Source organism: Candidatus Binataceae bacterium, from assembly GCA_036495685.1.
Lineage (GTDB): Bacteria > Desulfobacterota > Binatia > Binatales > Binataceae > JAFAHS01.
In genome coordinates this window covers 1-4,420 of sequence record DASXMJ010000026.1, presented here as the reverse complement: position 1 = coordinate 4,420, position 4,420 = coordinate 1, and the positions used below count along the sequence as shown (strand labels likewise).

Genomic DNA, 4,420 nt, shown 5'->3' with positions numbered 1-4,420 from the left:
TGGCAAGTCTATACAAAAATGGTGGCGATGCGGCAAGCGTTCCGGGCAAAGGACCACTTGAAACATCCGCGCTCTGGTTTCGAGTATTTTGGGCGCAGCTCCTTAATTGCGAATGCCAGTTGTTCGTAGCACGACAGCGCTTGGGCGCTGTTTCGCGTTGATAGCGGCGAGCTCGGGCGATGTGTGACATCCGGACGTCCGCGACACTTTCGTGTCCTCCCTCCTAGGGAAACTCTGCACAGGTCGTAAGGGAACGGCGAGTTGAGATGAAAGTGGGGATGATCACGGAAAGTAGCGCGCCTGCGATCGGTAGTTGGTCTCTGGCATCTGGCCGCAGGCGCTGGCGATCCCCTCAAGCCGGGTCACAACCCGCACCTCGCCTGTGCGGGGAGCAGCTCACGCCGGAGTTGGTAGAGATTGGCCAACGCGAACATGGTCTGCGCCCGCGCCAGGTTCTTGGCCAGGCCGCGGTAGCGCGCCTTGGTGAAGCCCCACAACTGCTTGACCACTCGAAAGGCGTGTTCACCGCAGGCCCGGGTCCGCGAGCGCGCCCGATTGATCATGCGCCAGCGTTGGCTCAGCGGCTTACTGCTGGGTCGCCGATTGATCCGATAGTGCACCCCGCGCGCGGCAAACGCCTGGCGGTCGGCTTCCTTCCAGTACGCCTGATCGCCGAACACCTCCCGCTCCTGCCCGTGCAGCAGCGCGAGCAACTGGGTGATGTCGGCCGCGCCCGCGTCGGTCGCGGTCACGCTGTGGACCACGCCCCGCAGGTCGGTACCGACATGCAGCTTCATTCCAAAATGCCAGCTCCCGCCCTTGCGGGTCTGCTTCATCTCGGGGTCGCGGGTGGCGGTCGCGTTCTTGGTCGAACTGGGTGCCGCGATAATGGTCGCATCGACGATGGTGCCCGAACGCAGCAGCAGCCGGCGCTCTTCCAGCAGATCCCGCACCGCATCGAAGATCGCCTGAGTCAGCCGGTGCTGCTCGAGCAGATGACGAAAGCGCAGAATGGTGGTCTCGTCCGGCACCACTTCGTCACCCAACTCCACCCGCGCAAACTGCCGCATCGACTCGCTGTCGTAGATCGCATCCTCGGCCTGCGGGTCCGACAGGTTGAACCACTGTTGCAGGAAGTAGATGCGCAGCATCTTCTCCAAGCCCAGCGGCTGCCGACCTTGTCCCGCTTTGGGGTAATACGGTGCGATCAGCGCCAGCAATCGCGGCCATGGGATTACCGCGTCCATCTCGACCAAAAATCGTTCGCGTCGAGTTACTTTGCCCTTTGCCTGCCAAGCCATCGAAGCGAACGTCCGCTGATTACCCATCACCACACCTCCGCACTGATCGATCCACCGCTCTCTTTGTACACCAATCGATCAACTTGGTAGAGTCGAGGAGTAGCGCGGTGGTCTTAGGAAGTGGGGATAACTGTTGACCGGCGGCTTTCGCCACGATGCCGGTGTCTCACTCCACTCCATCACTCCGTTTCCACTCCCCGCTCATCGAACCGGACGTGCGGATCTCCCGCATCCGGCTCTCCGACTGGAATTTCGCGTGAAGGCTCACGCAGAGGCGCGCAGACGCAGTCCACCGATTTGCTGGACCCCAAGTTCCTTATAGATCCACTCGACCGGGAACTGCTTGATGCCGCGCTGCTGGCGCACCTTGTGTCGTCGCCTGAGAAAATCGCGCACGCTTCGAAGTACGTATTGGTCCACGGCTCGAAACCGCACGAGCCTGGTTCCGTAGTTGAAGTAGTTTGACCATCCTCGCAGAGTCTCGTTCAGTTGGTTTACTACTTCAGGCCATGGCTTTTGATTCCCGGGCCGGAGCAACCTGCGCACCGCTGCCTTTACTCGCTTCACACTCTTGTTCGAAGGCTTGGCGGAGAGATACCAGTGGCCATCCTTGCGGCTCCTTTCAGGGCCGTAGGTGTAGCCAAGGAAGTCGAAACTCTCCTCATCTCCATCAACGATTCTGGTCTTGGCTTCGTTCAAGGTGAGCCCGAGCCTTCCCATCGTCTGCCGCGTCCACTCCAGCGCCTCGGTCGCTCGACCTCGGCTCAGGATCACGAAATCATCGGCATAGTTGATAAGTCGCGCTCGAAACTCTTCCTCTTTTCTTTGCCGCCTCCAGTGCTTGAGAAAACGGTTCATATAGAGGTTGGCGAGCAAGGGGCTAACGCTACTACCTTGCGGCGTACCCGCCCTGCTTCGCTTCCCGCCTATGGTTCGCCGTTTCCCTTGCTCGTTAATCTCCTCCACCGCAACCTTCAACCACTGCTTGACGAGCTTCAGCATCCAGCGATCCGAGACCCGCCTTGCTACTGATCCCATGAGTTCTTGATGCGGAATCCTATCGAAGTACTGCGACAGGTCGGCATCGACCACGTCGCGGTATCCCTCACACAGGCTGCGGTGCACTGCTCGCACAGCGTCCTGGGCGCTTTTGCGCGGCCGATACCCGTAGGCATTCGGCTCAAGGTCCGCCTCGAAGATGGGCTCCAACACAAGCTTGGCTGCGGTCTGCACCACTCGGTCCCGAATCGTCGCGATGCCCAGTGGCCGCGTGCCTCCATCGGGCTTCGGAATCATCACCCGGCGTACCGGGCTTGCTTTATACGTCTTCTCGCGCAGCTCCTTTCCGAGCCCCTCCAACCACGCTGCCACACCCTTCGCCTCGATGTCCGCGAAACGCTCCCCGTCGACGCCCGGCGCTCCGCCGTTGGCGCAGCACAGTCTCCAGGCATATTCGAGGATGTCTTGGCGGGACACCTTGTCGTAGAGCAGGTAAAAGCGGTAGTCGGGCTCCCGCTTCGCCTTCTCGTAAAGCTTCCTCCGAAGACTCCGGACTTTTTCAGGAGGTTCCAGGCTCACGCCAATCTCCTTGTCTTCGTCTTCTTCCGAAGCGCTCCAGAAGTGAGGCCCCTTCCCTCCACCGGCGTTGCCCGGCTTCCGCGGTACTGTTGGCCTCTCCGACTCCCGGCTCGACGACCAGCCGCCTTCTGCGGCCTCGAGGGGCGCGACTCCCTTGCCTCACCGGGTCTCCCACGTTGCCCTTGGTGTCCTTCTCCACGTGCCGTTCCCACTACCCCGGTGGACCGCGACGGGTGCGTGCGTCGGTTGCTTCCCCTTCGCGCGGCGGCCTTCCCTTCTCTGCAGGGAGGTCGGCGCCCACCACAGTACTTTCGGGGCCTGCTCAGGATTCACTCGCGTTACGGCCCGCGGTTTCGCTCGAGAGCCCTTCGCTCCCTTCTTTTCCGAGGCTTCCTCGCCGCGGATTACTCCCCGGCGACGCTCGGTAGCTACGGAGTTGAACCGACAACTTCTCCAACGGAACTTTCATCCGCTGGACACCAGCGCCTTTCGTGGCGCACTGCAGAAGTTCTTTACCGAACGCCTGGCGACGCAGCTCCACGCCAGCCCGAACACGGTCGCAAGCTATCGCGACACCTTTCGCCTGCTACTGAAACACGCGGCCGAGCGGCTCCGGCGACAACCGACCGAGCTTCAGATCGCCGATATCGGCGCGGATCTGGTTGGCGACTTCCTGACCTTCATCGAAACGCAACGTGGCAACGGCGCGCGCAGCCGCAACACGCGCCTGTCGGCGATCCATTCGTTCTTCAAGTATGTCGCCGGCAATGAACCGCAGCTTCTGCACCACTGCCAGCAGGTGCTGGTGATGCCGTCCAAGAGATACGAGAAACGGACGATCGACTTCCTCACCCGCGCCGAGATCGAAGCCCTCATCCGGGTAGCCGATCCAACGACTCGGTCAGGCCGGCGAGATCGGATGCTTCTTCTGCTCGCCCTGCAGACCGGGCTTCGCGTGTCAGAGTTGATCAATCTTACCTGTGGCGATGTTGTGCTCGGGACCGGCGCGCACGTGCGATGTATGGGCAAGGGACGCAAGGAACGATCAACCCCGCTCAGGAAAGACTGCGTCGAGGCCTTCCGCACCTGGCTTAGTGAGCGCGGTGGCGCCGACGGCGAGCCGCTGTTCGTGAGCAATCGAGACGATCGGCTCAGCCGCGACGCGGTCGAGAGCATCGTCCGCAAGCATGTCGAGCTGGCCGCCAAGGCATGCCCGACGCTGGGAGGAAAACGCGTAACGCCGCACGTACTGCACCACAGCGCCGCAATGCAGTTACTTCAGAACGGCGTGGACCGCACCGTAATCGCGCTCTGGCTCGGCCATGAGTCGGTCGAAAGCACCCAGATGTATGTCCACGCCGATATAGAGTTGAAAGAAAAAGCGATGGCGAAAACGCAGCCCGTCGTAGTCTCACCCGGTCGCTATCGCCCAAGCGACGACCTGGTCGCCTTCCTGAAAGGGCTCTGATTATGCCGACATCTCATGCTCGTGCGCCATGAGCCAAGCTGGTTCCTGAGAAAGACGCGGCATGATCCGGAAG

General features: G+C 61.4%; 3 protein-coding genes. 1 reads left to right on the top strand and 2 read right to left on the bottom strand.

The features are described 5' to 3' along the window. Positions 1-362: 362 nt before the first annotated feature. Together VGI36_03010 and ltrA are read right to left on the bottom strand one after the other, a co-directional pair. Positions 363-1,328, bottom strand: coding sequence for an IS5 family transposase (locus VGI36_03010; GenBank protein HEY2484087.1), 966 nt, complete (start codon positions 1,326-1,328; stop codon positions 363-365). A 237-nt stretch (positions 1,329-1,565) separates the two neighbouring features. Beyond that, the gene (gene ltrA, locus VGI36_03005) at positions 1,566-2,879 is read right to left on the bottom strand and encodes a group II intron reverse transcriptase/maturase (protein HEY2484086.1); all 1,314 of its coding nucleotides are present in this window, start codon (positions 2,877-2,879) and stop codon (positions 1,566-1,568) included. A gap of 436 nt (positions 2,880-3,315) precedes the next feature. Between ltrA and VGI36_03000 the strand changes: the two genes are divergently transcribed. Next, the gene (locus VGI36_03000) at positions 3,316-4,347 is read left to right on the top strand and encodes a tyrosine-type recombinase/integrase (GenBank protein ID HEY2484085.1); all 1,032 of its coding nucleotides are present in this window, start codon (positions 3,316-3,318) and stop codon (positions 4,345-4,347) included. The last annotated feature ends 73 nt before the right edge of the window (positions 4,348-4,420 follow it).